The sequence below is a fragment of the Bradyrhizobium australafricanum genome (assembly GCF_020329495.1).
Lineage (GTDB): Bacteria > Pseudomonadota > Alphaproteobacteria > Rhizobiales > Xanthobacteraceae > Bradyrhizobium > Bradyrhizobium australafricanum.
Genome location: NZ_JAGKJL010000048.1, coordinates 43,758 through 70,428, shown reverse-complemented (window position 1 = coordinate 70,428; position 26,671 = coordinate 43,758). Strand labels below are relative to the sequence as shown.

Here is a 26,671-nt window from a genome sequence, read left to right as displayed (position 1 = left end):
ACCGGGTCTACCGCGGAAATCAACTCCTCGACGCGCTCTCAGACTGCGGTCCATGGACTGTCGAGATCGTCGAGCGGCCTCAAGGCGTCAAAGGCTTCCAGCTTCTGCCGAGGCGGTGGGTGGTTGAACGCACATTCGCTTGGTTCGGCAGATGCCGCCGCCTCGCCAAGGACTTCGAGGCGACGGTGGCAACCGAAGCTGCCTGGCTGCTGATTGCACACATCAGGCTCCTGACCCGCAGACTCGCGGCTGCAGCTAAGGTTGGGTGATTTATGAGTCAGACTCTCAGGATGACGGATCAGAGAGGCGGGCTGCCGCGGCTTACCGTGAAGAGCCTCGCAGCAGTCGTTTCGCTGCGTCGGCCGCTGCTGCTGCATAGGCGCGGTCGCCATGCACCAGCATCAGGGAGATCGCGCCCTCGGACAGCAGCCAGATCTCGCGCGCACGGCGGTCAGCCTCGCGGACACCGGCCCGCTTCAGCAGCGCGCCGAGATGGGTTTCGAGCAAGGCCTTGTGCCGGCGCGCAATTGCGCGTGCGGGATGGCCAGGGAGATCGGCCAGCTCGATGACCAGCCTGGTGAATCCCGAGCCGGCCCATCGCGGCCTGTCCGCCCAGACCGCCAGGTCGCGGAACAGGCCGTCGATGATCGCCGCCGGCGAGCCGGACAGCTTGTCGCCGAACGTCGCGAACGCGGCCAAGGCCAGTTCGTTCTGGGCTTCGAGCACGAAGGCGAGCAGCTGATCCTTGCTTTGAAAATGGTTGTAGAGCGTGCGCTTCGTCACCCTCGTCGCCGATGCGATTTCGTCCATGCTCACGCGGCTATATCCGCGCTGGCGAAACAGGACGTATGCGGCAGCAAGGATGCGCCGCCGTGTCGGTTCTGCAGATCGCGCCATGCAGTCACCTCTTAAACATACCGAGTAGTGAATTTACATCGGTTGAAAAACCAATTGGAATGGCTTCCGGGATTTTTCGGCCCGCGCCAGTCAGCTTCCTCGCGCTGCGAAAGCCATTGCCATGCCCCATTCGTTGACGCTCAGAGAAATCAAAGCTCGTCCGGTGGTGCTCAAGCTGAAGCGGCCCGTGGTCGCGCGCATTGTCACGATATCGGAGTGGCCGCTCGTCCTCATCGATCTGGTGACGGAGGAGGGCATTGTCGGGCGAAGCTATCTCGAGCCTTACATCGTGAAATCGCTGCGATATCTGGTTCCGGCGTTGCATGATCTCGGCGAATTGCTCAGAGGTCGGAGCGTGGCGCCTGTCGAGTTGTTCGAGGCGGCGCGCAAATCGCTTCACTTTGTCGGCTATGAGGGATTGTCGATGATCGCGGCGTCGGGCCTCGACATGGCCGCGTGGGACGCGTTGGCGAAAGCTGCAAACAAGCCGCTGTGCGTGCTGTTGGGGGCGACGGTCGGCGCCGTGAGATCCTACAATAGCAACGGCCTTTGGCTGAAGGAGCCGGCCGCCGTCGCGGCCGAGGCTTTGGAATTGCGCGACGAAGGAGGGTTCTCAGCCCTGAAATTGCGCCTCGGCAGAAGCGATCCGCGCGAGGATCTGACGACCCTCGACGCCGTTCGAAAAGCAGTCGGGGATCGGATGCATTTGATGGTGGACTACAACCAGGGGCTAAATCTCGCCGAAGCCATCGAGCGGTGCCATGCGATCGATGATTATGGCCTCGACTGGATCGAAGAGCCTGTCGTCTATGACAATCTCGACGGACACGCCCAACTGGCGGCGGAGCTGAAGACGCCGATCCAGATCGGCGAGAACTTCTATGGTCCGAGGGAGATGCATAAGGCGATCGCGAGAAAGGCCTGCGACCTGGTGATGCCGGATTTCATGCGCATCGGAGGAGTGACGGGCTGGATGCGGGCGGCTGCGATCGCCGGCGCCGCGGGCATCCCCATCTCAACGCATCTTTATCCGGAAGTCGCTGCCCACGTCATGCGCGCGACGGAGGCCGCTCACTGGTTGGAATGGCAGGACTGGGCCGATCCGATTCTCGAACGGCCGTATGAAATCAAGGATGGTCTCTTGCATATTCCCGACACGCCTGGTGTCGGTCTGGAATGGAACGAAGCGGCCGTTGCGGCTCACCTTGCAAGCGTCTAAAGCGCGATGAGATTGGGTTGAATCGTCATCGCGCTTTAGCTCTTTGTTTGGCCATGATCTTTTCGGAAAACCGCTTCACACTTTTCCGTATCATGCTCTAGAGCGGCGGAGCGCCTGCGCCGACGCTTCCGTCAAAACATCTCGAAATATTCGCGGTGCTCCCAGTCCGACACCTCGGCCTGGAAGCGTTCGATCTCCGCGTTCTTGATGAAGGCGTAATAGTCCACGAACTCCGGCCCGAGCGCCTGGCGGAAGAACGGATCGTCGTTGAGCGCGAACACGGCCTCGCGCAGCGACTTCGGCAGCAGCGCGGCCTTGGCCTCGTAGGGCGTGTCGGCCGACGGGCCGGGGTCGAGCTTGCGGTCGACGCCGTCGAGGCCGGACAGGATCTGGCTTGCCATGTAGAGATAGGGATTGGCGGCGGGTTCGCCGATCCGGTTCTCCAGCCGCGTTGCCGGATCGCCGGCGCCGCCGAGCACGCGGATCATCACGCCGCGGTTGTCGCGGCCCCAGATCGCGCGGTCCGGCGCCAGCGAATAGGAGCGGTAGCGCTTGTAGCCGTTGATGGTCGGCGTCGTGAATACGGTCGAGGCCCGGGCGTGCTCGATCAGGCCGGCGAGCCAGGCGCGGCCGAGCGCGCTGAGCGGCTCGCCGGTCTCCTTGGCCATGAAGACGTTCTCGCCATTGGCGCGCGACACCAGCGACTGGTGCAGGTGCCAGCCGCTCGCGAACACGTTCGGCAGCTTCGGCCGGCACATGAAAGTCGCGTGATAGCCGTGGCGGCGCGCGATCTGTTTCACCGCCGAACGAAACAGCACCATGGTGTCGGCCGGCGCGAGCCCGACGGTCGGCGCGAAGGTGAATTCGCACTGGCTCGGGCCGAACTCGACTTCGACCGAGCGCAACGGCAGGTCGAGCGCGATGATGTCGCGGCGGATGATCTCGAGCGCCGGCTCCATCAGATCGTAGCGCTGCTCGGTGAGGTACTGATAGCCGTGCGACAGCAGGCTGACCGACGGCGGCCGTCCGGGCTGGCCGGCATCCTCCGGCGCCATATGAGCGTCGTCGAGCTTGAACAGATGGAATTCGACCTCGAGGCCGGCGACGAAATCGTAGCCGCGGCCTGCGAGCTGATCGAGCACCTTGCGATAGAGGTTGCGGGTCGCGAACGGCACCGGCCGGCCGTCGCTGAAATGGAGGTCGCAGAGCAGCCAGCCGGTGTTGTCAGCCCAGGGAAGCACGCGGAACGTGGTGGGATCGGCGACCATCAGCACGTCGGCCGCGCCCTCCATCTCCTTCATGCCGAAGCCGCCGCCTGATGTGAACACCGGAAACACCGTCTTGTGCGAGGTGTCCTTGGCGAGCATCGTCGTGGTGATGGAGCAGCCGCCCTCCAGCGAGCGCACCGCTTCGCCGGTGATCAGCGTCTTGCCGCGCAGGATGCCGTGCTGGTCGGGGAACGACAGGCGGATGACTTCGAGGTTCTTCTCCTCGACGATGCGGCGGAGGCGCTGTGCTGCCTCCTTCTGTTCATCCGACCACAGGCCGTGACGCTCGACGAAGCTCAAGGCGTTACTCCTCCGTCTCGGCACTCGTCATTGCGAGCGAAGCGAAGCAATCCATCGGGCCGAATATACGGAAGCATGGATTGCTTCGTCGCTTCGCTCCTCGCAATGACGACAAGTATTGAGCGCATGATTATTCCGCCGCCGTCAGATGATGCACCTTGCCGGCGATCTCGCGCGGCACCGGGGCTGCCCATGGCGCGCCGCGGCGGCGCTTGACGTCGACCTCCATCCAGTAGAGCTCCCAGCCCTGGGTCGGCCCGATGCCGTCCATCGTCGCCGGGCCCTGGATGCTGCGCGCGGAGGCCTCGTCGAGGAACAGCATCGGTGTCTGCCCGCCCTCCACCTTCTCGATCTCCTGCCGCAGCAGGCGGCGGTACTGCACGATCGCCTTGTCGCTCTGGCCGAGATGCTCGTTGGTGCGATCCTGGATCGCCCCCATCGACTCCACCGCCCACTGGTCATGCACATTGATGTCGGTGCCCATGCCGGTATAGGTCTCGGTCGCCTGCTCGTGCGGATCGAAGCCGTAGTCGTTGCTCTTGTTCTTGCGCGACTTGTAGTCGGGCAGCGTATAGAGCTCGAGCCGCTGGTCGCGCATCTTCCGCTTGTCGACTGGCGCCGCGTAGCTGGTGAAGATCGCATACCAGTAGCAATTCTCGTCGTCGACCGGCACGTGCCACTGCGTGATCGTCATCTCCGTCGACATCGGGATGACGAAGCCGTGCGGGAATAATTGATTGGTGACGCGCACATGGGTGCGCTCTGCGTCGAGCTCGCGCAGCGCGATCAGGCGCAGGCCGTATTCGGTGTGCTCGACATTGATGATCGGCCGGTCATATTCGCGCAGGATCTTGGTCATCGGCATGTCGCTGCCGGCCGAGGCGCCGCGGAATTGCTTGCCGTAAGCCGCCGAGGTGTCTTCGTCCTCGAAGAAGCGGTGCAGAAAGGAGGCGTGCGCCGGATCGATGCCGACCTCGAGCGCCTGCAGCCAGTTGCAGTTCATGTGGCCCTTGAACGCAAACGTATGGCTTCCGGGCGCAACGAAGCAGTCGAGCTCCGGAAAGGCGGGCGGGGCGCCTTCGCCGAGCCAGGCCCACAGGATGCCGCTCTTCTCGACCACGGGATAGGAGCGCTGCCTGATGCCCTTGCACAGCTGCGAGCCGGCCGGCTCCGCCGGCGTCTCGATGCACTGGCCTGACGTGTCGAACAGCCAGCCGTGGAAGGCGCAGCGCAGCCCGCCATGCTCGAGCCGGCCGAAGGCGAGATCGGCGCCGCGATGCGCGCAGTGGCGATCGATCAGCCCGTAGCTTCCGTCCTCGCCGCGGAACAGAACCAGGTTTTCGCCGAGCAAGCGCACCGGCCGAACCGGGCGCGGCCCTTCCAATTCATCCACCAGCGCCGCGGGCTGCCAGTAACTCCGCATCAGCTTGCCGCACGGGTCCTTGCGGCCGGTGCGGGTGATCAGATCGTTCGCTTCCTGGCTCATCATGGCGGCGTCTCCCGGATTGGATTTGTTCGCCTATTGAACGAATGTGCGAATTATGCCATGTCTGTTTTGGACAGCAAGCGCAATTTTTGAACCGTTCAAAGTCGAGCCCAAGCAAAAACGCCATGCCCAAGCTGAAGCGGACCGACCAGGGCGAGCGCGCCACCGATTTCGTCGAGGCGCTCGATCGCGGCCTGCGCCTGTTGCAGGTGTTCGGCACCGTCTCCGGCCCAGCGACGCTGAGCGATCTGGCGCGCGCCGCCGATCTGCCGCGCGCCACCGCGCGCCGCATCCTGTTCACGCTCGCGCATGGCGGTTTCGTTGCCACCGACGGCAAGCTGTTCACCCTGACGCCGCATGTGCTGACGCTCGCCGGCTCGTTCCTGCAATCCAACCAGGTGGTGACGGTGCTGCAGCCGGTGCTCGATCGCATCGCGACGGCAGCGCAGGAGATCGCCTCACTCGCACTGCTCGACGGCGACGATGTCGTGTTCGTGGCGCGTTCGAGCCCGACCCGGGTGTTCTCCGCCGGTCTCGACATCGGCTACCGGCTGCCGGCGTTCTGCACCTCGGTCGGCCGCGCCATGCTCGGCCGGCTCACTGATGCCGAGCTCGCGACGCGGCTGAAGACGATGCGCCGCGATCCGGTGACGCCGCAGACCGTCACCGATCCGAAGAAGCTGCTCGCCACCATCATCGCCGATCGCGCGCAGGGCTATTCCCTCGTCGACCGCGAGGCCGAGCCGCATTTCCGCTCGATCTCGGTGCCGGTGCACCGCTACGACGGCACCATCGTCGCCGCCATCAACATGGGCGCGCATGTCGATCGCGTGCCGATGCAGGAATTGATCGATCGCTTCCTGCCGCTGCTGCGGGATGGCGCTGATGATGTGAAGAGCCGGCTGCTCTAAGGTAGGCCAACTTCGCTGACGATTTTCGTCATTGCGAGGAGCGATAGCGACGAAGCAATCCATGCATCCACACGCGCGGAGAGATGGATTGCTTCGCTTCCCTCGCAATGACGGGGATAGTGTTTCTTTTTGTGCTGTGAGATTACAGCGCCACGCTGCGCAGACCGAACGAGCGCGCCTCGTTCTGCAGTACCGGCCGCACCGAATCGATCAGCCGTGCGGCGGCGGCGTCGACCGAAAGCCCGGCGGTGTCGACCACGGCCGATGCGCGGGCGTAGAGCGGCTCGCGGCTGACCAGGATGTTGCGCAATTCCGCCATCGCCGAGCGGTCGTCGGCCATCGGGCGCAGATCGCCCTGGCGGCGGACGCGGGCCATGTGCTCTTCCGGCTCGGCCTTCAGCCAGATCGTGTAGAACGACGACAGGATCAGGTCGAAGGTCAGCGCCTCGGAGACGATGCCGCCGCCGGTCGCCAGCACCATCAATTCCTTCCGCGCCAACAGCTGCGTCAGCGCGGCCTGCTCCATGCGGCGGAAGCCTTCCTGGCCGTACAGCGCGATGATTTCGGCAACCGAGAGGCCGTTCTGCGCCTCGATCTCCTTGTTGAGCTCGACAAAGCTCCAGCCGATCTTCTTCGCCAGCATCCGCCCGAGCGTGGTCTTGCCGGCGCCGCGCAGGCCGATCAGCGCGATGCCGGAGAACGAGGCGCGCCGCGGCGCCAGCGGGCTGCTGCCGGCGAGCATGTCCTTGGCCTGCGCGATCTGGTTCGGCGATGCCTTGCGCAAGAGATCGCGGATCACGGCCCAGTCCGGCACCGGCTCGCTCGAGGGGATCAGGTCCTCGAGATGCGCACCCATCGCGCCTGCGACACGGCGCAGCAGCACGATCGAGACATTGCCTTTGCCGCTTTCGAGCTGGGCGATGTAGCGTTCGGAAATGCCGGAAACCTTGGCGAGCACCTTGCGCGACATGCCGCGCAGGGCGCGCATCGTGCGCACTCGCTGGCCGAGCTGTTCAAGGAAGTCGGTTTCCGGGTCGTTGGCTGCGGTCATGATCCCTGTGCGACGCGCGGTCCTGACTGAATCAGACCGAGGTTCTAGGAAACATAGTGCCGATAAGGATTGACAGCAAGCCAACGTGGTGGCTTTGTATGAATTATAATTCTTAAATTCACAGGAGAGGGAAGCGTGGCACGTCCGGGTCCGAGGAGCGGAGCATGACTTACAACGCGGTCTCCTGGCTGCTCGACCGCAACGTCGACGAAGGCCGCGGCGACAAGGTCGTGTTCGACGATACGGTGTCGCAAATCACCTATGGCCAGTTGCAGCAGCAGAGCCGCCGCGTCGGCAACATGCTGCGCCGACTCGGCGTCCGCCGCGAAGAGCGGGTCGCCATGATCATGCTGGACACGGTCGACTTTCCGATCGTGTTCCTCGGCGCAATCCGCGCCGGCGTGGTGCCGGTGCCGCTCAACACGCTGCTGACCGCGGAGCAGTATGCCTACATCCTCGGTGATTGCCGCGCCCGCGTGCTGTTCGTGTCGGAAGCGCTGCTGCCGGTCGTGAAGGACGTCATCGCGCGGATGCCCGACCTCGAGCATGTCGTGGTCTCCGGCAAGGACGCGCACGGCCACAAGAAGCTGTCCGATGAGATCGCGCGCGAGAGCGACGTGTTCGCCACCGCGCCGACCCATGCCGACGAGCCGGCATTCTGGCTCTATTCGTCGGGCTCGACCGGCATGCCGAAGGGCGTGCGCCATCTGCATTCCAATCTCGCGGCGACCGCGGAGACCTACGCCAAGCAGGTGCTCGGGATCCGCGAGGATGATGTCGGCCTCTCGGCGGCAAAGCTGTTCTTCGCCTACGGGCTCGGCAATGCGCTGACCTTCCCGATGTCGGTCGGCGCCACCACGGTGTTGAACTCCGAGCGGCCGACGCCGGCGGTGATGTTCGCGCTGATGAACAAATATCATCCCAGCATCTTCTTCGGCGTGCCGACCCTGTTCGCGGCGATGCTGAACGACGAGGCGACCAAGGCGCAGTCCGGCGGCAATCGCCTGCGCGTCTGCACCTCGGCGGGCGAGGCACTGCCGGAATCGGTCGGCAATGCCTGGAAGACGCGGTTCGGCGTCGACATTCTCGACGGCGTCGGCTCGACCGAGCTGTTGCACATCTTCCTGTCGAACGCGCCCGGCGACATCAAATACGGCTCGTCCGGCCGTCCGGTGCCCGGCTACAAGGTGCGGCTGGTCAACGAGGCCGGCGCCGACGTCGCGGACGGCGAGGTCGGCGAGCTGCTGGTCGATGCGCCCTCGGCCGGCGAGAGCTACTGGAATCAGCGCGCCAAGAGCCGCGCCACCTTTGAGGGCGCCTGGACCCGCACCGGCGACAAATACACGCGCGATGCCGACGGCCGTTACACCTTCTGCGGCCGCGCCGACGACATGTTCAAGGTCTCCGGCATCTGGGTGTCGCCGTTCGAGGTGGAGAGCGCGCTGATCACCCATCCCGCGGTGCTGGAGGCGGCGGTCGTGCCGGAGGCCGACCCGGAAGGGCTGCTCAAGCCGAAGGCCTATGTGGTGCTGCGGCCCGACAGTTCAGCCGCCGGCCTGCACGAGGCGCTCAAGGAGCACGTCAAGCAGAAGATCGGCCCGTGGAAATATCCGCGCTGGATCGACGTCGTCGACAATCTGCCGAAGACCGCGACCGGGAAGATCCAGCGCTTTAAGTTGCGGGAACACGAGCACTAGCTCCCCGCGTCGTCCCGGCCTAGTGCGCAATTGCGCACGGGAGCCGGGACCCATACGCCGTGGCGTTCGTTTTGAAAGACGCTGCTCGACGGCCTTTGCGCAACAACTAACGCCTGTGGTTATAGGTCCCGGCTTTCGCCGGGACGACGATGAGGAAGGCTCCAGCATGCAAAACCTAAACCCCACAGGCTTCCTCAGCATCGACGGCGCCGAGCTCGAATACCGCATGATCGGTCCCTCGCCGGACGCGGCGCCGACCATTGTGATGCTGCACGAAGGCCTCGGCTCGGTCGGGCTGTGGGGCGACTTCCCCGAGAAGCTGCAGGCAGCGACCGGCGCCGGCGTATTCGTCTATTCGCGATCAGGCTATGGCGCATCGTCGCCGGCGAAGCTGCCGCGTCCGGTCGACTACATGCATCGCGAGGCGCTCGACGTGCTGCCGAAGCTGCTCGATCGGATCGGCTTTCGCCGCGGTTTGCTGCTCGGTCATTCCGACGGCGCGTCGATCGCGGCGATCTATGCCGGCGCGCATCAGGATCATCGCCTGCACGGCCTGGCACTGCTGGCGCCGCACTTCATCGTCGAGGATATCTCGGTGAAGTCGATCGCCGAGATCAAGACGGCATACGAGACCACCAATCTGAAGGAGAAGCTGGCGCGCTGGCACAAGGACGTCGACAACGCCTTCTATGGCTGGAACGGCGCCTGGCTCGATCCGGCATTCCGCGACTGGGATATCTCCGACTATCTCGCCTATATCCGCGTGCCGGTGCTGATCGTGCAGGGCGCGGCCGACCAGTACGGCACCATGCGCCAGGTCGAGATCGCCCAGGAGGAATGCTACTGCCCGGTCGATGTCACGGCCATCGCCGGCGCCGGCCATTCGCCGCATCGCGAGGCGCCCGCGGTGACGCTCGAGGCGGTCGCCGAATTCGCCAAAGCGGCGCTGCGCGACGACCCGGCACTGGCGGCCTGACGGCACTGGCGGCCTGACCTTTGGTGCCGGTGCCAGGTCATTGGCCGAGCGAGTGATTTTTCGAAACATGAAACAAAATGCATGTTTTTGCGTTTTGAACTAGACCAGATCGAAAACATGCATTATTGTGCATGAAGGCTTCGGTGACGAACCTTCAAGCGAACAACAGCAAGACAACAGATAAGGGTGGCCCATGGCTGGTGACGATCGCGTCCTTGCAGGCGGGGCGAAGTACATCGACTTCCAGACCGATCCGTCGCGCTACCGGCACTGGAAGCTCGACGCTGCGGGCGACGTCGCGACGCTGACCATGGACGTCGACGAGAACGCCGGCCTGTTCGAAGGCTATCAGCTCAAGCTGAATTCCTACGATCTCGGCGTCGACATCGAGCTTGCGGACGCCGTGCAGCGCCTGCGCTTCGAGCATCCCGAGGTCAAGGTCGTGGTGATGCGCTCGGGCAAGAACCGGGTGTTCTGCGCCGGCGCCAACATCCGCATGCTGGCGGGCTCGACACATGCCCACAAGGTCAACTTCTGCAAATTCACCAACGAGACCCGCAACGGCCTGGAAGACTCGAGCGAGAATTCCGGCCAGAGCTTCATCACCGTCGTCAACGGCACCGCGGCCGGCGGCGGCTATGAGCTGGCGCTCGCGACCGACCACATCATGATGGCCGACGACGGCGCCGCCGCCGTCGCACTCCCGGAAGTGCCGCTGCTCGCGGTGCTGCCGGGCACCGGCGGGCTCACGCGCGTCGTCGACAAGCGCAAGGTGCGCCGCGACCATGCCGACTTCTTCTGCACCATCGAGGAAGGCATCAAGGGCAAGCGCGCCGTCTCCTGGCGCCTGGTCGACGAGATCGCGCCGAACTCCAAGCTCGAGGGTAAGCTGGCCGAGCGCGTCAAGGAATTCGCCGCGAAGTCGAAGCGCAACGGCGCCGGCAAAGGCATCGCGCTTGCGCCGCTGACGCGCACCATCGACGACAGCGCGATCCGCTACGGTTTCGTCAGCGTCGACATCGATCGCGCCGCGCGCATCGCCACCATCTCGATCAAGGCGCCGGAAACCACGGCGCCCGCCGACATCGACGGCATGATCGCGCAGGGAGCTGCGTTCTGGCCGCTGCAGGTCGCCCGCGAGCTTGATGACGCGATCCTGCATCTGCGCATCAACGAGCTCGAGATCGCGATGCTGGTGTTCAAGAGCCACGGCGACCGCGGCAATGTCGTGTCCTATGACGCGTTCCTGGAGGCCAACAAGGCGCACTGGCTGGTCAACGAGGTCAGGCACTACTGGAAGCGCGTGCTCAAGCGCATCGACGTCACCTCGCGCACGCTGGTGACGCTGGTCGAGCCCGGCTCCTGCTTCGTCGGCACGCTGGCCGAGCTCGTGTTCGCCGCCGACCGCTCCTACATGCTGATCGGCCAGAAGCAGGGCGACAACCGCCCGCCGCCGGCGATCGAACTGACGGCGATGAATTTCGGGCCCTATCCGATGAGCCACGGCCTGACCCGGCTGCAATCGCGCTTCCAGGCCGATCCGTCGGATCTGGAGCGCGCGCAGGCGTCGATCGGCAAGGCGCTCGACGCGGAGGAGGCCGAGGAGCTCGGTCTCGTCACCTTCGCGCTCGACGACATCGACTGGGACGACGAGGTCCGCGTGTTCTTCGAGGAGCGCACCTCGTTCTCGCCCGACGGTCTCACCGGCATGGAAGCCAATCTGCGCTTCGTCGGCCCGGAGACCATGGAATCGAAGATCTTCTCGCGCCTCACGGCGTGGCAGAACTGGATCTTCCAGCGGCCGAACGCGGTCGGTGAGGACGGCGCACTGCGCCGCTACGGCACCGGCCAGAAGGCGCAATTCGACATGACGCGAGTTTAAGGGAGCACGGCCATGAACATCATGAACGTCGATTACTCGACCAAGATTCCGAACAATGTGAATCTCGCCGAGGACCGCCAGGTGCTCAAGGCGCTGGAAGGCTGGCACCCCGGCTACATGGACTGGTGGAGCGACATGGGGCCGGACGGCTTCCAGGAATCGCTGGTCTATCTGCGCACCGCCTATTCGGTCGATCCGCGCGGCTGGGCCAAGTTCGACTACGTGCGGATGCCCGAATATCGCTGGGGCATCCTGCTCGCGCCGCAGGAAGAGAACCGCATCATTCCGTTCGGCGAGGACTATGGCAAGCCGGCCTGGCAGGAAGTCCCCGGTGAGCACCGCGCCATGCTGCGCCGCCTGATCGTGATCCAGGGCGACACCGAGCCGGCCTCGGTCGAGCAGCAGCGCCATCTCGGCAGGACCGCGCCCTCGCTCTACGACATGCGCAACCTGTTCCAGGTCAATGTCGAGGAAGGCCGCCATCTCTGGGCGATGGTCTACCTCTTGCAGAAGTATTTCGGCCGCGACGGCCGCGAGGAGGCGGATGATTTGTTGCGCCGCCGCTCGGGCGACGCGGATAGCCCGCGCATGCTAGGGGCCTTCAACGAGGCGACGCCGGACTGGCTGTCGTTCTTCATGTTCACCTACTTCACCGACCGCGACGGCAAGATGCAGCTGCACTCGCTGGCGCAGTCGGGCTTCGATCCGCTGTCGCGCACTTGCCGCTTCATGCTGACCGAGGAAGCCCACCACATGTTCGTCGGCGAGACCGGCATCACCCGCGTCGTGCAGCGCACCTGCGATGCGATGAAGGAAGCCGGCATCACCGATCCGAACGACATCGCCAGGATTCGCGCGCTCGGCGTCATCGACCTGCCGACCATCCAGAAGAAGCTGAACCTGCACTATTCGCTGTCGCTCGACCTGTTCGGCTCGGAAGTGTCGACCAACGCGGCCAATGCCTTCAACGCCGGCATCAAGGGCCGCTACAAGGAGACCACGATCGACGACGACCACCAGCTCAAGAGCTCGACCTATCCGGTCATGAAGATGGTGGACGGCCAGATCAAGATGGTCGACGAGCCGGCGCTGACCGCGCTCAACATGCGGCTGCGCGACGACTACACGCAGGATTGCGTCAAGGGCATGCTGCGCTGGAACAAGGTGATCTCGACCGCCGGCATCGACTACAAGCTCGCGGTGCCGAACACCGCCTTCCACCGCCAGATCGGCGAGTTCAAGGACGTCCATGCGACGCCCGATGGCCTCTTGATCGACGACGTCACCTGGGCCAAGCGCAAGAACGACTGGCTGCCGTCGACCGCGGACGGCGACTTCATCGCCTCGCTGATGAAGCCGGTGACCGAACCCGGCCAGTTCGCCTCCTGGATCTCGCCGCCCAAGGTCGGCATCGACAACAAGCCGGGCGACTTCGAGTATGTGAGGATCGAGAGCTGATCGGCGCGAGCATGATCCGGAAAAGTGTGAAGCGGTTTTCCGAAGAGATCATGCTCAAGCAACGGATTAGGTCATGATGCGAAGATCGCGTCGTGACCTAAACAGTTTCTTTCCGCAGGGAGAGAACAGGAAGGGGTGAGCCGAAAAGGTCCCGGGCTCGTCCCTTTCTTTTTTTGGTCAGATGCCGGTACGGAGGCGCGGCCTCAATCGTCATTTGTAAGTTCGTCGGGCCACATCTGCGCGCCGTGAAGCACGCGCAAGATGCGAACGGTCTCACCGTCGACAAGGTACGCCGCGACATAAGGTGTGCGCGGGATGACCAACTCGCGCGTGCCGGCAACACGCCCGGGCCGGCCACTGTCAGGAAAGTCGAGCAGGCGCCGCGCAGCATCGGCAATCTGTTCGTCAACATGGATCGCCGCGCGAGGATTCTCGGCCTCGATGTAGCTGAAAATGTCGTCGCGATCGGATAACGCGAAGCGCGACCAGACGAGCTTCACCGCTTACGCCCTGTCGCTTTTCGAAGCGCGGCGGCGCGGCGTTGCGCGAAATGCGCTTCGACCTCGGAATCATCGAGACCGGGCCGGGTATCCGCCAACGCCTGGTGCACCTTCTCGCGAAACCAGCTGTCGTAAGCCTGGCTGTTGCTCACGAGCTCCAGTGGAAGCATCCCCTCGTTGGCCGTGCGCGTCAGCAGGATCCGCACGGCGTCGGATACCGTGAGACCCATGTTCTCCAGAACCTCGGTGGCCTTTTCCTTTACGTCCGCATCGATGCGGGTTTGGACCAGGGCATTCGAAGCCATAGCGATCTCCTTCACTTGCATCCAATGTAATGCATTTGAATGACACGCGCCAGAGGCGTCACAGCCCTTTGGAAGCAGGTGAGCCAGCGACAAAAACGGCCCCGCCCTTCAGCGGAGCCGTTGCCGTAGGTCGGTCGCGCGGCCGCTTAGCCCGCGATCTCCAGCCCCGCGGTCGCGTAGACCACGCCGCCATCAACCGCGACGGTGTTGCCCACGACATAGTCGCCGGCGCGCGAGGCGAGGTAGATCGCGGTGCCCGCCATGTCCTCGTCGGTACCGACGCGCTTCGCCGGCACGCGCTTGGCGACTTCGTCGGCGTGGTCGCGCGCGGCGCGGTTCATGTCCGACTTGAAGGCGCCCGGTGCGATCGCGGTGACGTTGATGTTGTCCTTGATCAGGCGGGTCGCCATGCGGCGCGTCAGATGGATCACCGCCGCCTTGCTGGCGGCATAGGAATAGGTCTCCATCGGGTTGACGAAAATGCCGTCGATCGAGGCGATGTTGATCACCTTGCCCGGCTTGTCGTGCGTCGCCGCCGCACGCAGCGGCTTGGCCAGCGCCTTGGTCAGGAAGAAGATCGACTTGACGTTGAGGTTCATCACCTTGTCCCAGCCGCTCTCCGGAAATTCGTCGAAATCCGCGCCCCAGGCCGCGCCGGCATTGTTGACGAGGATGTCGAGTTTCGGCTCGCGCTTGATGATCTCGCCCGCGAGCTTCTCGCAGCCCTCGACGGTCGAGATGTCGATCGGCAGCGCGATGCATTCGCCGTCATAGGCGGCGGACAGCTCCTGGGCGGTCGCCTCGCAGGGACCTGCCTTGCGCGCGGTGATATAGACCCTGGCGGCACCCTGCGCGAGGAAGCCGGCCGCGATCATCTTGCCGATGCCGCGCGATCCCCCGGTCACCAATGCGACGCGGCCCTTCAGCGAGAACAGATCCTTGAACATGCGCTCCTCCTTTGCGTTGCCAGTGGTTCTGGGCGCGCCCGGGGAACGAGTCAAGGAGAGGGAAGGGATCGGTAGCCCGGATGCAGCGGAGCGAAATCCGGGGAAAATGCTGTCCGCGGATGTGACTGTCCCGGATTACGCTTCGCTGCATCCGGGCTACGAAGAGTAGGTTACGCCGCGTCGATGCGGCGAAAGCCGTTCCACACCGCTGTAGCGGCGCCTGATGTCAGCACCGGCAGCAGGCGCGCGTCCTGGTAATTGCCGTTCAGCGAGACACGCTGCAAGGCGGTCAGATGGTCGGCGCTTTCGGGAAACAGCATGCCCGGCCGCGTCGTCACCGCGGTCCGAAAGCCGATCGACCGGGCGAGGGCGAATTCACGCTGCCCGGCGGCGATCCGGTCGCCATAGGGATAAGCGAGATGCAATGCCGGCCGCTGCAGCGCATCCTCGATCCGCGCCCGGCTGGTCGCGAGCTCGAACGATGCGATGGTCTCGCTCTGCTTGGCGAGATTGCAATGGGTGATGGTGTGCGCGCCGATCGTCACCAGCGGATCCTCGGCGAAGCCGCGCAACTCGTCCCAGGACATGCAAAGCTCGCGCGCGATGCCGGTCTCGTCGACGCCGTGACGGGCGCACAGCGCTGATATCTCGGCCTGCATTGCCTGCTCGCCGGGCAGCGAACGCAGCCAGTCGTGGATGCGGCCGAAGGCAGTACGCTTGGCCTGCGCGGTCGCGGTGTCGATCCGCGTCATGGTGCCGTCGATCGGCACCTCGATCGCGGACGCCGCCGCGATCACCCGCTCCAGCGCGATCCACCACAATCTGCCGCAGCCCTCGGCGAAATCGCTCGCGACATAGACCGTGAACGGGGCGCCGAACTCGCGCATCACAGGCAGCGCGAAATCGCGGTTGTCGCGATAGCCGTCGTCGAAGGTAAAGCAGGCGAAGCGCCGCGCGAAATTCCGTTCGGCGAGACGGCGATGCGCCTCGTCGATGCTGATCACGTCGACGTCGAGCGCGCGCAGATGCGTCAGCATCGCGCGCACGAAATCCGGCGTGACCTCGAGATGATGGTTCGGCTGGAACGCGTCGCCGCGCCGCGGACGGACGTGGTGCAGCATGAAGATGGCGCCGACACCGGCGAAGATCGGCCGCAGCAGGATATGCGCACCCGAGAAATACAACGCCTCCATGCCGGCACGGATCACGGTGTTGCGGAGTTGTTTCATGTGGGCGCGGGCCGGCCGATTTGCATTCCGCGGCAAACTTAGCGAAAGACCACTGAAGAAACTGTTATCCCGGTCCGACATGGCGCCCCCGCCATGGCGCGTCATTTGGGGTTTGACAGTCAGCCAAGGGTTTGTTTTCTCTCTGGTTCCCGACCCCGCAGGACGCTGAATGCACGGACTTTTCAAGTGGAGTAGCAAGTGGTGGCCGGGGGTGATTCCACTGGTCGTGCTTTGGGGTATTGCGGCCTGGACGAGCACCGCAACGGTCGAAGCGGACCTTGCCGCGCGCTCTAATGCCGCACTGAAGGACACCGTTCTCGACAAGCGCCGCATCAGCGTCGACGGCCGCGACGTGACGTTCGCGGCCAACGCCTTCTCCGAAGACGGCCGCCTCAGCGCGGTGGCGTCGGTCGAAGCCGTGCCCGGCGTGCGGCTGGTCAACGACGAGACCCGCCTTGTTCCCGAAGCCAAGCCCTTTGTCTGGTCCGCCGAACGCGACGTGGTGCGGGTCACGCTCGGCGGCAATGCGCCGCTGCCGTCAAGCAAGGGCAAGTTGACCGAGGCCGCGAAGGCCAGTCTCGGCGGCGTCGAGGTGGTGGATCAGATGGTGCTCGCCCGCGGCGCGCCGCTGCGGTTCGACGCGGCGGCGCTGCTGTTGCTCGACCAGATCGGCAAGCTGAAGGAAGGCAAGATCACGCTCACCGACAGCAAGGTTGCCCTCGCCGGCATGGCGCGCGAGCTCGGCGGACGCGAAGCGGTCGCCGCGGCGCTGAAGAACCTGCCGGAAGGCTATTCGATCGCCGCCAACGACATCAAGGCGCCGCCTTACGTGTTCCAGGCCTACAAGGACCCGGTTGCGGTGACGCTGACGCTGACCGGCTACGTGCCCGACAACAACGTGCATGCCGCGCTGGTCGCCGCCGCCGGCCGCAAGTTCTTCAGCGAGAAGGTGGTCGACAATCTCAAGGCCAGCATCGGCGCGCCGTCGGGTTTCGCGGCCGCGGTGGGGCCCGCGCTCGGCGCGCTGTCGCGGCTGTCGACCGGAACGCTGGTGGTATCGGACCGCGAGGTGAAGCTGTCGGGCGATGCGCTCTACGATGCCGCCGCCGGCCAGATCCGCGACGGGCTCGGCAAGGATTTTCCGCAGGGCTGGCAGTACAAGGCCGAGGTCACGGTCAAGCCGGCGGCGGCCCCCGTCGATCCCACGGTGTGCCAACAGCTGTTTTCCGAAATCCTCTCGAAGGGCAAGATCCGCTTCGAGTCCGGCAAGGCCGACATCGTGCCGGATTCCGCCGGCCTGCTCGACCGCCTGATCGAGACCGCGTTGCGCTGCCCCAATGCGACGATCGAGATCGCCGGCCATACCGACAGCGACGGCGAGGAGGCCGCCAACCAGGCGCTGTCGGAGCGCCGCGCGCAGGCCGTGGTGGATTACCTCGTGCGCGCCGGGCTGCCTGCCAGCCGCTTCACGCCGATCGGCTATGGCAGCACGCAGCCGCTGGCCGGCAACGAGAGTGAAGACGGCAAGGCGCAGAACCGCCGCATCGAATTCGTGGTGAAGTAGCGATGACCGTGCTCGCGACATTCTTCTGGGGTTGGCTGCTCGGCGCGGCGCTGCTCGGCTTTTGCATGGGCTGGATCGCGGTGGTGCATCGGGCGCAGGGCGTCTCGAAGGTCTGGATGCGCTGGCTCGCGCTGCTTGCCGCCGCGCTGGTGGCGACGTCGTTCGCGCGGATCGTGCCCGGCCGGTTCGGCTACTGGCTCGATCTCTTCCTGGTCATGTTCGCGCTCTATCTCATCGGCTGCGCGATCGGCTCCTGGCTGCGCGACTGGGTGGTTTCGCGCAGCAAGCCCGCGAGCTGACCTCAACCTCCTGATCCGACAGGCCTGAGCGGCGTCGCCAAGCGCAAGGGCGAGCCGCATTCATTTTAGCGCTTGACATCAATACGTACGTACGTATTAAATCCTGTCCATGCCAAAACCCTCTCTCCGCGATGCCATCCTCGACGCCGGCCTGAAGGAAATGTTCCGGACCGGCTATCACGGCACCAGCGTGCGCGACGTCACCGCCGCCGCCGGCGCGCCGCAGGGCTCCTTCACCAACCATTTCCGCTCGAAGGAGCTGTTCGCGTCCGAGGTGCTTGACCGCTACTTCCTCTATGTCCGCGGCCTCGTCGCCGAAGCGCTGGGCGACACCACGCTGACGCCGCGCGAAAGGCTGAGAAGCTATCTCGATCTGATCACCGGCAAGCTCGCGCATGACGGTTTCACCCGCGGTTGCCTGATCGGCGATTTCAGCCTCGAGGCGTCGGGCTCGAGCGAGATGCTGCGCGAGCAGCTCGACGACATCTTCCGGGAATGGCGCGCGCCGTTTGCGGCCTGCATCGCCGAGGCTCAGGCCACCGGCGAGATCGCCTCCGACTTCGATCCCGATCAGCTGGCCGATTTCCTGCTCGCATCCTGGCAGGGCGCGATGCTGCGCATGAAGGTCGAACGCAGCGAAGCGGCGCTGACGCGTTTCAAGACGATCGCATTCCAAACCGTGTTCAAGGAGTTGCCATGACCATATCCGCCGATATCAGCCTGCATCATCGCGCCGTGCTCGGGAGCACGATGGCCTATCGCGAGACCGGCCGCAGCGACGCGCCGCACGTGCTGTTCCTGCACGGCAATCCGACGTCATCCTACATCTGGCGTAACATCATGCCGCTGGTCGCCCCCGTCGGGCACTGCATCGCGCCCGACCTGATCGGCTACGGCCAGTCCGGCAAGCCCGACATCGGCTATCGCTTCCTCGACCAGGCGGACTATCTCGACGCGCTGATCGACGAGCTCGGCATCGCCTCGGCCTATCTCGTCGCCCAGGACTGGGGCACGGCGCTCGCCTTCCACCTCGCGGCACGCCGTCCGCAACTGGTGCGCGGGCTCGCCTTCATGGAGTTCATCCGCCCGATGCGCGATTGGTCGGACTTCCACCAGCACGACGCCGCGCGGGAGACGTTCCGGAAATTCCGTACCGCGGGCGTGGGCGAAGCGATGATCCTCGACAACAATGCGTTTGTCGAACGCGTGCTGCCCGGCTCGATCCTGCGCACGCTCGGCGAGGAGGAGATGGCCGCCTACCGCGCGCCGTTTGCGACGCGCGAGAGCCGCAAGCCGACCCTGATACTGCCGCGCGAGCTGCCGATCGCGGGCGAGCCGGCCGATGTCGCTGAGGCGCTCACGGTGGCGCATGCGGCGCTCGTGGCATCGACCTATCCGAAGCTGCTGTTCGCGGGAACGCCCGGGGCGCTGGTGTCACCGGCCTTTGCCGCCGAATTCGCCAAGACGCTCACGCATTGCGCGGTCATTCAACTCGGTGCGGGCGCGCACTATCTGCAGGAGGATCATCCGGAGGCGATCGGCCGTTCTGTGGCCGGCTGGATCGCCGGCGTCGAGGCTGCCTCCGCGCAGCGCGACGCCGCATGAGGGCACGGAGGGCGTGACATGAGGAATGTCTCGATCACCTATTGCCGGCCGTGCGGCTATGAGAAGCGTGCAAAAGAAGCCGCGGCGCTGTTGCGCGAGCGCCTTGGCGTCGATGCGACGCTGATCCCCGGCAAGGGCGGCATCTTCGAGGTCAAGCTTGGCGACGAGGTTGTCGCCAGGCGCGCCAAGGGACATTTTCCCGATGCCGCCGAGATCGTCGCCGCGGTCACGGCCGCGCGGGATTGATGATCAGCCGAGCGCGTGCCGGCCGGGTACGGAAGGATCATTCTCTATTCGGCCGTGCCGGTGCTTCACCGTAGTTTTCCGGATGGCCTTGCGGACCGTTCGGCGGCCTAACTGCCGCACGCGCATGTCAAGTCTTGTCGAAGGCGGCGGGAAACGCGCATATTTGTGCATCCGCTGTCATGAATCATCCGTAATATCTTGAAGATGCGCGTTTTATTGTCTTTTGACGAATTCCACTCCGGTTTAAAACGCGCTACACGGGCCAGGGCACAGCGAAGCGCCGGCGGAGTTCGCCCGGGAGCCGTCGTCGCGGGATCGCAATTCGAGGTCTAGATGCTGGAAGCAATACGCAGGGCGATGGCGTTTCTGCGCCAGAAGCAAATCCTGCATCGGCTGGGTGTTGTCATCAGCATCGCCGTCATCGGCATCGCCTGCTACGTCCTGTATCACATGCTGCGCGGCATCGACACCAACGAGGTGCTCGAGGCCATCAAGAGCACCGAGCCGCGGCAGATTGCCCTGGCGGGACTGTTCGTCGCGGCGGGCTACTTCACGTTGACCTTCTACGATCTGTTCGCGGTGCGCGCGATCGGCCACGCCCATGTGCCCTATCGCATCAACGCGCTCGCGGCCTTCACCTCCTATTCGATCGGCCACAATGTCGGCGCCAGCGTCTTCACCGGCGGCGCGGTGCGCTACCGGATCTATTCGGCGTGGGGGTTGAATGCGATCGACGTCGCCAAGATCTGCTTTCTTGCCGGGCTCACCTTCTGGCTCGGCAATGCCGCGGTGCTCGGGCTCGGCATCGCCTACCATCCGGAGGCGGCCGCCAACATCGACCAGCTGCCGCCCTGGCTCAACCGGGCGCTGGCATTCGCGATCATCACCGCGCTGGTCGCCTATGTGGTCTGGGTCTGGACCCAGCCGCGGGTGGTCGGCCGCGGCCCCTGGACGGTGACCCTGCCGGGCGGCCCGCTGACGCTGCTGCAGATCGCGATCGGTATCCTCGACCTCGGCTTCTGCGCGCTGGCGATGTACGTGCTGGTGCCGGACGAGCCAAATCTCGGCTTCGTCGTGGTCGCGGTCATCTTCGTGTCGGCGACCCTGCTCGGCTTCGCCAGCCACTCCCCCGGCGGCCTCGGGGTGTTCGACGCCGCCATGCTGGTCGGCCTCTGGCAGATGGACCGCGAGGACCTGCTCGGCGGTATGCTGCTGTTCCGGCTGCTCTACTATATTGCGCCGTTCGTCATATCTGTAATCTTGCTGACGTTTCGGGAGGTTATCGTCGGCGCCCGACTCAAACGGCTGCCGCAGGCTGATTCGGGTCCCCGCGCCGAGCCGCACCATGAGGCGGTTCTGGTTCGCAAGCGCGGTGACTCCGGGGTCTGATGGAGCGGCCCGATGCCTCCCGCGGGAAGGTCGCTATGACCGCGCCTGGGCGAGACATGAACCGACGGGATGAAAGCCGCCGCGATGGCAATTGACGATTCGCATTCCTCCATCTTCTCGCCCTGGCCCGACCGGTTGCGCCACTCCGCGCTGATCCTGCTTGCCGCAGCGCTGGCCTTGAGCGTGGTGGTCGCGCTCGGCGAATTGTCGCTGGTGCGCGCCTGCGCCGTGTTCGTCTGCATCGCGGCCGCGGCGCTGGTGCCATGGCGGCTGCATGATGCCGGAACCTCGCGCGAGGATGTCCGCGGCGTCAATCCGGTCGAGGCCGCCGCGGTCAGCGCGGTCGTCGCCGGCATGCCGGATCCGGCCGTGCTGCTCGATCGCGCCGGCCGCGTCATCCATCTCAACGCGGCCGCGGCGCAGCTCGCGCCCGCGCTGCGCAAGAACGAACTGGCGCAATTTGCCCTGCGCTCACCGGAGATCATCACCGCGCTGCGCGAGGCGATCGCGACCACCGAGCCGCGCCGCGCTACCTACACCGACCACGTTCCGGTCGATCGCTGGATGGAACTGGTGATCACGCCGGTGCCGGTGCCGACCCAGTTCGGCGGCACCGAGAAGTGCATGCTGATGACCTTCCACGACCTGACGCCGCTACGCCGGGTGGAGGAGATGCGCGCCGACTTCGTCGCCAATGCCAGCCACGAGCTGCGCACGCCGCTCGCCGCCTTGTCCGGCTTCATCGACACGCTGCAGGGGCCGGCGCGTGAGGACGCGCGGGCGCGCGAGCGCTTCCTCGGCATTATGCACACCCAGGCGACCCGCATGGCGCGGCTGATCGACGATTTGCTGTCGCTGTCGCGGGTCGAGCTGTCGGCCCATGTGCGGCCCGAGGCCTCGATCGATATCGTGCCGATCATCCGCCAGGTCGCCGACGGGCTCGAGGCACTGGCCAGCGAGCGCCAGGTCGAGATCGAGGTCGACCTGCCTCAGGCTCCGGTCATGATCGCCGGCGACCGCGAGGAACTGCTCCGCCTGTTCGAGAACCTGATCGAGAACGCCCTCAAATACGGCGCCTCCGGGGGCCGCGTCATAGTGTCGCTGAATCAGGCCGTTTCGGGCGCATCGGGCGAGGGGACCCCCGAAATCCGTGTCATGGTACGGGATTTCGGCCCCGGCATCGCGCCGGAGCACCTGCCACGGCTGACCGAGCGCTTCTACCGGGTCGACGTCGGCGACAGCCGCAACCAGGGCGGAACGGGCCTCGGATTATCGCTGGTGAAACATATTCTTAACCGTCATCGCGGGCGTCTTTTGATCGAGAGCGTGCCGAAGAACGGCGCCACTTTTACCGCCTGTTTTCCCCGGCCGAAGACCCCGTTGCCAACCCAAAGCTAAGCATTTTCAGCCACTTAGCGTTGTCATCCAACTGTCATCCAACCTTCGTAAAAGCAGCACCGACCGCTCCTAGATGGACCGGCGTGAGCGCGATCGGGCGCATTCGGCGCTTCGCTCACAGGATGGAGACCACCCATGAATTTCATCAAAGCAATCGTCGCAGCCGGCATGATCGCCGCTTCGACGTCGGCCTTCGCAGCCGATATTACCGGCGCGGGCGCGACGTTTCCGTTCCCGATCTATTCGAAGTGGGCTGACGCCTACAAAAAGGAGACCGGCAACGGTCTGAACTACCAGTCGATCGGCTCCGGCGCCGGCATCAAGCAGATCCAGGCCAAGACCGTGACCTTCGGCGCCACCGACGCGCCGCTCAAGCACGAGCAGCTCGAGAAGGACGGCCTCGTCCAGTGGCCGATGGTGATGGGCGCGATCGTCCCGGTCGTGAACCTCGAGGGCATCAAGCCGGGTGACCTGATCCTGTCGGGCGAAGTGCTCGGCGACATCTATCTCGGCAAGATCACCAAGTGGAATGACGCGGCGATCGCCAAGCTCAATCCGAAGCTGACCCTGCCGGGCGATGCCATCACCGTCGTGCGCCGTTCGGACGGTTCGGGCACCACCTTCAACTTCACCGACTATCTCTCCAAGTCGAATGCCGACTGGAAGTCCAAGGTCGGTTCCGGCACCGCGGTCGAGTGGCCGGTCGGCGTCGGCGCCAAGGGCAACGAAGGCGTTGCCGGCAACATCAGCCAGACCAAGAACGCGATCGGCTATGTCGAGTATGCCTACGCCAAGCAGAACAAGCTGACCTACACCGGGCTGGTCAACAAGGCCGGCAAGACCGTGCAGCCGACCATGGCTGCCTTCCAGGCTGCCGCCTCGAATGCCGACTGGGCCAAGGCTCCCGGCTACTACGTGATCCTGACCGACCAGCCGGGCGAAGCCTCCTGGCCGATCACCGCGGCGACCTTCATCCTGATGCACAAGGACTCGACCGACAAGGCGGCCTCGCAGGAAGCGCTCAAGTTCTTCAAATACGCCTTCGAGAAGGGCGACAAGGCGGCCGAAGAGCTCGACTACATCCCGATGCCGGACTCGGTCGTCAAGCTGATCGAGAAGACCTGGTCGTCGGACATCAAGAGCTAAGTCCGACGCTGCGACAGGGCCTGTGCCGACTCGATCGCGGCACAGGTCGAGCGACCAAGACCCGGTCTCCATCACCGCGGCTACAAGCGCGGGATCGAGGCCGGGGTTCGCGCCTCAAGGGGCGTGGCTGGAACGACGACGCCCGGCCAAATGCGTCAGTGAAGATCGCTTCGGGGCGTAGCGGTTTGCGTGGCTTTTGCATACTAAAGAGGGGATTGGCGTGGCAGACATGGCTGTTCAGAGCGATGTGATGGAAGCCGCGGGACCTTACGATCGCGCCAAGGCCCTCAGCGCCTTCAAGCTTGGTGACCTCACCTTCTATTGGATCACCCGTATCTCGGCGATCTCGGTTCTGTTGATCCTCGGCGGCATCATCCTGTCGCTGATCGTCGGCGCCTGGCCGGCGATGAAGGAATACGGCTTCGCCTTCCTGTGGACGCAGCGCTGGGCGCCCTCGGCCGATCCGCCGGTGCTCGGCGCGCTCGGCCCGATCTACGGCACGCTGATCACCTCGGTCATCGCGATGCTGATCGCCATTCCGGTCGGCATCGGCATCGCCGTGTTCCTCACCGAGCTCTGCCCGCAAGTGCTGCGCCGCCCGATCGGCATCGCGATCGAGCTGCTCGCCGGCATCCCGTCGATCATCTACGGCATGTGGGGCTTTTTCGTGCTCGGCCCGTTCCTGGCCAACACCTTTCAGCCTTTCATGATCCGGATCTTCGAGGGCGTCCCGGTGCTGGGCGCGGTGTTCGCAGGCCCGCCGTCCTATCTCAGCCTGTTCAACGCCGCGCTGATCCTTGCGATCATGGTGCTGCCCTTCATCACCGCGATCTCGGTCGACGTGTTCAAGACCGTGCCGCCGGTGCTGAAGGAGGCCGCCTACGGCATGGGCTGCACCACCTGGGAGGTCGTCCGCAGCGTCGTGATCCCCTACACCCGCGTCGGCGTGATCGGCGGCATCATGCTGGCGCTCGGCCGCGCGCTCGGCGAGACCATGGCGGTGACCTTCATCATCGGCAACTCGTTCCGTATCTCGTCGTCGATCTTCGCGCCGGGCACCACGATCTCGGCGGCGATCGCCAGCGAATTCGCCGAGAGCGACGGCCTGCACCAGTCCGGCCTGATCCTGCTCGGCCTGCTGCTGTTCGTGCTGACCTTCTTCGTGCTCGCCGGCGCGCGGCTGATGCTGATGCGGCTTGAAAAGAAGGCGGGGAAGTAACGCCATGAACCCGATCTACAAATCCCGCCGCCGCAGCGACATCGTCATCCGCGCACTCTGTGTCGGCGCCGCGCTGTTCGGCGTCACCTGGCTGGCGCTGATCCTGATCACGCTGCTCTATAACGGCCTTGCCGGCCTCAGCGTGCAGCTGTTCACCCAGAACACGCCGCCGCCCGGCTCGACCGAAGGCGGCCTGCTCAACGCCATCGTCGGCTCGGTCATCATGACCGTGATCGGCGTCGGCATCGGCGCGCCGCTTGGCCTGTTCGCCGGCACCTACCTCGCCGAATACGGCAAGCACGACAAGCTGACCTCGGTGATCCGCTTCATCAACGACATCCTGCTCAGCGCGCCCTCGATCATCATCGGCCTGTTCATCTATGGTGCGGTGGTGGTGCCGATGCGCGGCTTCTCGGCGATCGCAGGCAGTCTCGCGCTCGCGGTGATCGTGATCCCGGTCGTGCTGCGCACCACCGAAGACATGCTGCTCTTGGTGCCCAATCCGCTGCGCGAGGCCGCCTCCGCGCTCGGCCTGCCGCGTTCGCTGGTGATCAAGCGGATCGCTTATCGTGCGGCGCGATCGGGGCTGATCACCGGCGTGCTGCTGGCGACCGCCCGCGTCGCCGGCGAGACCGCGCCGCTGCTGTTCACCGCGCTGTCGAACCAGTTCTTCAGCCTGGATCTGACCAAGACGATGGCCAACCTGCCGGTGACCATCAATAACTTCGTGCAGAGCCCCTACGCCTACTGGAAAGAGCTGGCGTGGAGCGGTGCGCTGCTCATCACATTCACCGTGCTCGCGTTGAATATCGGCGCGCGTATCCTTGGTGCCGAAAGGGCCGCAAAATGACCGAGCTTTCCGTCTCCACGACTGCCGCAGGCCACATTCCGCAGGTTCCGCTGCCGGAAGCGCCGCCGAAAGTCACGGTGCGCAATCTCAACTTCTATTACGGCGAGCACCACGCGCTGAAGAACATCAACCTGACGCTCGGCACCAACCGCGTCACGGCGTTCATCGGCCCGTCCGGCTGCGGCAAGTCGACCCTGCTGCGCATCTTCAACCGGATGTACGACCTCTATCCGGGCCAGCGTGCGGTCGGCCAGCTGATGCTGGACCAGACCAACATTCTCGACCCCAAGCTCGACCTCAACTTGCTGCGCGCGCGGGTCGGCATGGTGTTCCAGAAGCCGACGCCGTTCCCGATGACGATCTACGAGAACATCGCCTTCGGCATCCGCCTCTATGAGAAGATATCGAAGTCCGAGATGGACGACCGGGTCGAGAAGGCGCTGCGCGGCGGCGCGCTGTGGAACGAGGTCAAGGACAAGCTGAACGCCTCCGGCCTGTCGCTCTCCGGCGGCCAGCAGCAGCGCCTGTGCATCGCGCGCACCGTGGCGGTGCGCCCCGAGGTGATCCTGTTCGACGAGCCGTGCTCGGCGCTCGACCCGATCTCGACCGCCAAGGTCGAGGAACTGATCCAGGAGCTCTCCGAGGACTACACGATCGCGATCGTCACCCACAACATGCAGCAGGCGGCGCGCGTCTCCGACAAGACCGCCTTCATGTATCTCGGCGAGCTGATCGAGTTCGACGACACCAACAAGATCTTCACCTCACCGAGCGATCGGCGCACCCAGGACTACATCACCGGCCGGTTCGGTTGACCGGCGCATGATCC

At 64.9% G+C, this 26,671-nt stretch carries 26 protein-coding genes; 18 read left to right on the top strand and 8 right to left on the bottom strand.

Annotated elements, in window-relative coordinates:
- Positions 1 to 269, top strand: a 269-nt coding sequence (locus J6525_RS33010) for a transposase (protein WP_225645595.1), incomplete at its 5' end; no start/stop codon positions are given.
- A 52-nt stretch (positions 270 to 321) separates the two neighbouring features.
- Here the strand turns inward: J6525_RS33010 and J6525_RS33005 are convergent.
- A complete protein-coding gene (locus J6525_RS33005; protein ID WP_028340504.1) occupies positions 322 to 897 on the bottom strand; it encodes a TetR/AcrR family transcriptional regulator in 576 nt (191 codons plus the stop codon).
- A gap of 121 nt (positions 898 to 1,018) precedes the next feature.
- Here J6525_RS33005 and J6525_RS33000 point away from each other — a divergent pair, with 121 nt between their 5' ends.
- Positions 1,019 to 2,116: an enolase C-terminal domain-like protein gene (locus tag J6525_RS33000; RefSeq protein WP_225647822.1), complete on the top strand. Its 1,098-nt coding sequence runs from the start codon at positions 1,019 to 1,021 to the stop codon at positions 2,114 to 2,116.
- Positions 2,117 to 2,247: 131 nt separating this feature from the next.
- Here J6525_RS33000 and J6525_RS32995 read toward each other — a convergent pair whose 3' ends face one another.
- Entirely contained in the window at positions 2,248 to 3,684 is a 1,437-nt protein-coding gene (locus J6525_RS32995) for a glutamine synthetase family protein (RefSeq protein WP_225647821.1), read from the bottom strand.
- Between the two features lie 130 nt (positions 3,685 to 3,814).
- Positions 3,815 to 5,173, bottom strand: a complete 1,359-nt coding sequence (locus J6525_RS32990) for an aromatic ring-hydroxylating dioxygenase subunit alpha (RefSeq protein WP_225647820.1) — start codon at positions 5,171 to 5,173, stop codon at positions 3,815 to 3,817.
- A 122-nt stretch (positions 5,174 to 5,295) separates the two neighbouring features.
- Between J6525_RS32990 and J6525_RS32985 the strand changes: the two genes are divergently transcribed.
- Positions 5,296 to 6,081, top strand: a complete 786-nt coding sequence (locus tag J6525_RS32985; RefSeq protein WP_225647819.1) for an IclR family transcriptional regulator domain-containing protein — start codon at positions 5,296 to 5,298, stop codon at positions 6,079 to 6,081.
- Between the two features lie 142 nt (positions 6,082 to 6,223).
- Here the strand turns inward: J6525_RS32985 and J6525_RS32980 are convergent, their stop codons facing one another.
- Complete coding sequence (locus tag J6525_RS32980; protein ID WP_256521265.1) at positions 6,224 to 7,216, bottom strand: helix-turn-helix transcriptional regulator; 993 nt, start codon at positions 7,214 to 7,216, stop codon at positions 6,224 to 6,226.
- Between the two features lie 80 nt (positions 7,217 to 7,296).
- Here J6525_RS32980 and J6525_RS32975 point away from each other — a divergent pair, with 80 nt between their 5' ends.
- From J6525_RS32975 to boxB, 4 genes are all read left to right on the top strand, one after another.
- A complete protein-coding gene (locus J6525_RS32975; protein WP_225647818.1) occupies positions 7,297 to 8,829 on the top strand; it encodes a benzoate-CoA ligase family protein in 1,533 nt (510 codons plus the stop codon).
- Positions 8,830 to 8,995: 166 nt separating this feature from the next.
- On the top strand, positions 8,996 to 9,805 hold the full coding sequence (locus J6525_RS32970; RefSeq protein WP_225647817.1) for an alpha/beta fold hydrolase: 810 nt from the start codon (positions 8,996 to 8,998) through the stop codon (positions 9,803 to 9,805).
- Between the two features lie 193 nt (positions 9,806 to 9,998).
- On the top strand, positions 9,999 to 11,687 hold the full coding sequence (boxC, locus tag J6525_RS32965; RefSeq protein WP_225647816.1) for a 2,3-epoxybenzoyl-CoA dihydrolase: 1,689 nt from the start codon (positions 9,999 to 10,001) through the stop codon (positions 11,685 to 11,687).
- Positions 11,688 to 11,708: 21 nt separating this feature from the next.
- Positions 11,709 to 13,145, top strand: a complete 1,437-nt coding sequence (gene boxB, locus J6525_RS32960) for a benzoyl-CoA 2,3-epoxidase subunit BoxB (protein ID WP_225647823.1) — start codon at positions 11,709 to 11,711, stop codon at positions 13,143 to 13,145.
- Between the two features lie 203 nt (positions 13,146 to 13,348).
- On the opposite strand, the gene J6525_RS32955 is transcribed toward boxB, so the two are convergent.
- The 4 genes from J6525_RS32955 to J6525_RS32940 form a co-directional block, all read right to left on the bottom strand.
- A complete protein-coding gene (locus J6525_RS32955) occupies positions 13,349 to 13,645 on the bottom strand; it encodes a type II toxin-antitoxin system RelE/ParE family toxin (protein WP_225647815.1) in 297 nt (98 codons plus the stop codon).
- Entirely contained in the window at positions 13,642 to 13,950 is a 309-nt protein-coding gene (locus J6525_RS32950) for a type II toxin-antitoxin system RelB/DinJ family antitoxin (RefSeq protein WP_092079266.1), read from the bottom strand. The genes J6525_RS32955 and J6525_RS32950 overlap by 4 nt, the downstream gene beginning before the upstream one ends.
- 146 nt (positions 13,951 to 14,096) lie before the next feature.
- Positions 14,097 to 14,897 carry an SDR family NAD(P)-dependent oxidoreductase gene (locus J6525_RS32945; RefSeq protein WP_057019459.1) on the bottom strand — a complete coding sequence of 267 codons (801 nt, stop codon included), beginning with the start codon at positions 14,895 to 14,897 and terminating at the stop codon, positions 14,097 to 14,099.
- A 170-nt stretch (positions 14,898 to 15,067) separates the two neighbouring features.
- Positions 15,068 to 16,126, bottom strand: coding sequence for a polysaccharide deacetylase family protein (locus tag J6525_RS32940; RefSeq protein WP_225647814.1), 1,059 nt, complete (start codon positions 16,124 to 16,126; stop codon positions 15,068 to 15,070).
- 169 nt (positions 16,127 to 16,295) lie between these two features.
- On the opposite strand from J6525_RS32940, the gene J6525_RS32935 reads away from it, so the two are divergent.
- From J6525_RS32935 to pstB, 11 genes are all read left to right on the top strand, one after another.
- Positions 16,296 to 17,690 carry an OmpA family protein gene (locus tag J6525_RS32935; protein ID WP_225647813.1) on the top strand — a complete coding sequence of 465 codons (1,395 nt, stop codon included), beginning with the start codon at positions 16,296 to 16,298 and terminating at the stop codon, positions 17,688 to 17,690.
- Positions 17,691 to 17,692: 2 nt separating this feature from the next.
- Positions 17,693 to 17,989, top strand: coding sequence for a hypothetical protein (locus tag J6525_RS32930; RefSeq protein ID WP_225647812.1), 297 nt, complete (start codon positions 17,693 to 17,695; stop codon positions 17,987 to 17,989).
- 109 nt (positions 17,990 to 18,098) lie between these two features.
- Positions 18,099 to 18,689, top strand: coding sequence for a TetR/AcrR family transcriptional regulator (locus J6525_RS32925; RefSeq protein ID WP_092078500.1), 591 nt, complete (start codon positions 18,099 to 18,101; stop codon positions 18,687 to 18,689).
- Entirely contained in the window at positions 18,686 to 19,594 is a 909-nt protein-coding gene (locus J6525_RS32920; RefSeq protein ID WP_225647811.1) for a haloalkane dehalogenase, read from the top strand. Before J6525_RS32925 ends, J6525_RS32920 begins: the two co-directional genes overlap by 4 nt.
- An 18-nt stretch (positions 19,595 to 19,612) precedes the next feature.
- The gene (locus J6525_RS32915) at positions 19,613 to 19,840 is read left to right on the top strand and encodes an Rdx family protein (protein ID WP_028340520.1); all 228 of its coding nucleotides are present in this window, start codon (positions 19,613 to 19,615) and stop codon (positions 19,838 to 19,840) included.
- A 333-nt stretch (positions 19,841 to 20,173) separates the two neighbouring features.
- Positions 20,174 to 21,229 carry a putative bifunctional lysylphosphatidylglycerol flippase/synthetase gene (locus tag J6525_RS32910; RefSeq protein ID WP_026192163.1) on the top strand — a complete coding sequence of 352 codons (1,056 nt, stop codon included), beginning with the start codon at positions 20,174 to 20,176 and terminating at the stop codon, positions 21,227 to 21,229.
- Between the two features lie 84 nt (positions 21,230 to 21,313).
- Positions 21,314 to 22,627: an ATP-binding protein gene (locus J6525_RS32905; RefSeq protein WP_092079263.1), complete on the top strand. Its 1,314-nt coding sequence runs from the start codon at positions 21,314 to 21,316 to the stop codon at positions 22,625 to 22,627.
- A gap of 135 nt (positions 22,628 to 22,762) precedes the next feature.
- Positions 22,763 to 23,773, top strand: a complete 1,011-nt coding sequence (gene pstS / locus J6525_RS32900; protein WP_092078490.1) for a phosphate ABC transporter substrate-binding protein PstS — start codon at positions 22,763 to 22,765, stop codon at positions 23,771 to 23,773.
- Positions 23,774 to 24,002: 229 nt separating this feature from the next.
- Positions 24,003 to 24,992, top strand: coding sequence for a phosphate ABC transporter permease subunit PstC (gene pstC / locus J6525_RS32895; protein ID WP_016844063.1), 990 nt, complete (start codon positions 24,003 to 24,005; stop codon positions 24,990 to 24,992).
- Positions 24,993 to 24,996: 4 nt separating this feature from the next.
- Positions 24,997 to 25,842, top strand: coding sequence for a phosphate ABC transporter permease PstA (gene pstA / locus J6525_RS32890; RefSeq protein ID WP_050386784.1), 846 nt, complete (start codon positions 24,997 to 24,999; stop codon positions 25,840 to 25,842).
- Positions 25,839 to 26,657 carry a phosphate ABC transporter ATP-binding protein PstB gene (gene pstB / locus J6525_RS32885; RefSeq protein WP_074131128.1) on the top strand — a complete coding sequence of 273 codons (819 nt, stop codon included), beginning with the start codon at positions 25,839 to 25,841 and terminating at the stop codon, positions 26,655 to 26,657. The genes pstA and pstB overlap by 4 nt, the downstream gene beginning before the upstream one ends.
- Positions 26,658 to 26,671: the final 14 nt, after the last annotated feature.

Excerpts from the sequence above, each read along its gene's own strand:
- J6525_RS32910 (WP_026192163.1), top strand. The coding sequence starts at position 20,174 with ATGCTGGAAGCAATACGCAGGGCGATGGCGTTTCTGCGCCAGAAGCAA.
- pstC (WP_016844063.1), top strand. The coding sequence starts at position 24,003 with ATGGCTGTTCAGAGCGATGTGATGGAAGCCGCGGGACCTTACGATCGC.
- boxB (WP_225647823.1), top strand. The coding sequence starts at position 11,709 with ATGAACGTCGATTACTCGACCAAGATTCCGAACAATGTGAATCTCGCC.
- J6525_RS32935 (WP_225647813.1), top strand. The coding sequence starts at position 16,296 with ATGCACGGACTTTTCAAGTGGAGTAGCAAGTGGTGGCCGGGGGTGATT.
- J6525_RS32925 (WP_092078500.1), top strand. The coding sequence starts at position 18,099 with ATGCCAAAACCCTCTCTCCGCGATGCCATCCTCGACGCCGGCCTGAAG.
- J6525_RS32905 (WP_092079263.1), top strand. The coding sequence starts at position 21,314 with ATGGCAATTGACGATTCGCATTCCTCCATCTTCTCGCCCTGGCCCGAC.
- boxC (WP_225647816.1), top strand. The coding sequence starts at position 9,999 with ATGGCTGGTGACGATCGCGTCCTTGCAGGCGGGGCGAAGTACATCGAC.
- J6525_RS32990 (WP_225647820.1), bottom strand. The coding sequence starts at position 5,173 with ATGATGAGCCAGGAAGCGAACGATCTGATCACCCGCACCGGCCGCAAG.
- J6525_RS32915 (WP_028340520.1), top strand. The coding sequence starts at position 19,613 with ATGAGGAATGTCTCGATCACCTATTGCCGGCCGTGCGGCTATGAGAAG.
- J6525_RS32985 (WP_225647819.1), top strand. The coding sequence starts at position 5,296 with ATGCCCAAGCTGAAGCGGACCGACCAGGGCGAGCGCGCCACCGATTTC.
- pstB (WP_074131128.1), top strand. The coding sequence starts at position 25,839 with ATGACCGAGCTTTCCGTCTCCACGACTGCCGCAGGCCACATTCCGCAG.
- J6525_RS33005 (WP_028340504.1), bottom strand. The coding sequence starts at position 897 with ATGGCGCGATCTGCAGAACCGACACGGCGGCGCATCCTTGCTGCCGCA.
- J6525_RS32930 (WP_225647812.1), top strand. The coding sequence starts at position 17,693 with ATGACCGTGCTCGCGACATTCTTCTGGGGTTGGCTGCTCGGCGCGGCG.
- J6525_RS32920 (WP_225647811.1), top strand. The coding sequence starts at position 18,686 with ATGACCATATCCGCCGATATCAGCCTGCATCATCGCGCCGTGCTCGGG.
- J6525_RS32950 (WP_092079266.1), bottom strand. The coding sequence starts at position 13,950 with ATGGCTTCGAATGCCCTGGTCCAAACCCGCATCGATGCGGACGTAAAG.
- J6525_RS32970 (WP_225647817.1), top strand. The coding sequence starts at position 8,996 with ATGCAAAACCTAAACCCCACAGGCTTCCTCAGCATCGACGGCGCCGAG.
- pstA (WP_050386784.1), top strand. The coding sequence starts at position 24,997 with ATGAACCCGATCTACAAATCCCGCCGCCGCAGCGACATCGTCATCCGC.
- J6525_RS32945 (WP_057019459.1), bottom strand. The coding sequence starts at position 14,897 with ATGTTCAAGGATCTGTTCTCGCTGAAGGGCCGCGTCGCATTGGTGACC.
- pstS (WP_092078490.1), top strand. The coding sequence starts at position 22,763 with ATGAATTTCATCAAAGCAATCGTCGCAGCCGGCATGATCGCCGCTTCG.
- J6525_RS33000 (WP_225647822.1), top strand. The coding sequence starts at position 1,019 with ATGCCCCATTCGTTGACGCTCAGAGAAATCAAAGCTCGTCCGGTGGTG.
- J6525_RS32940 (WP_225647814.1), bottom strand. The coding sequence starts at position 16,126 with ATGAAACAACTCCGCAACACCGTGATCCGTGCCGGCATGGAGGCGTTG.
- J6525_RS32975 (WP_225647818.1), top strand. The coding sequence starts at position 7,297 with ATGACTTACAACGCGGTCTCCTGGCTGCTCGACCGCAACGTCGACGAA.